Annotated in this window: 1 protein-coding gene; it reads left to right on the top strand. The window is 66.6% G+C overall.

Annotated elements, in window-relative coordinates; all coding sequences use genetic code 11:
- Positions 1 to 218: 218 nt before the first annotated feature.
- Positions 219 to 760, top strand: a 542-nt coding sequence (locus GVV86_RS18415) for an SDR family oxidoreductase (protein WP_159803667.1), incomplete at its 3' end; no start/stop codon positions are given.

Below are 760 nucleotides of genomic sequence, written 5' to 3'. Positions count from 1 at the left end.
CTCCTCGCGGCGCAGCCCGGAGGTGCGCCGCCGCGGCCCCGTCGGGAGACCAACGTCCTCCGGGCGCAGCCCGTCACGGCGGGAGCGGAGAAAAGCAGCGAGGGCATGGCGGTCCATGCTTCAATCATCGGCGACGAACGCCCCGGTAAACAGGGACCAGGAATCCTACGATCATCACTCCTCTCCCGCTCCTCGGAAGTCCGGTGCAGGATCAGGACATGAACATCACCGGAAACACCATTTTCATCCCCGGCGCGACCTCGGGCATCGGCCTCGAACTCGCGCTTCGCCTTCAAGCAGCCGGCAACGTCGTCGTCATCGGCGGCCGCCGCAGCGACCTGCTGGAGCGACTCACCGCCGAGCACGGCCTCTCCACCGTCACCATTGACACCACCGATCCCGCCTCCGTGCTGGCCGCCCGCGACCAGGTCCTGGCCCAACACCCCGACCTGAACGTGCTGGTCGCCATGGCCGGGGTGATGGAAGCTGAGGACGTCCGCACCTCCGGTTTCCTTGAAGGCGCAGAACGGATCGTCGAGACGAACGTGCTTGGTCCGCTGCGCCTGATCGCGGCCTTAAGCGAGCACCTGCAAACCCGGCCCGAGGCCACTCTGATGACCGTATCGTCAGGGCTCGCACACACCCCGCTGGCCCTCACGCCGACGTACAACGGTTCCAAGGCCTTCATCCACCGGTTCACCGAGACCATCCGGCTCCAGTTCGCTGACACCCCGGTTCAAGTCATCGAGCTCGTCCCGCC

It is taken from the genome of Arthrobacter zhaoguopingii, assembly GCF_009828595.1.
Lineage (GTDB): Bacteria > Actinomycetota > Actinomycetes > Actinomycetales > Micrococcaceae > Arthrobacter_D > Arthrobacter_D zhaoguopingii.
Note: the sequence above shows the minus strand (reverse complement) of the source record. Positions and strands in the feature narration are given on the sequence as shown.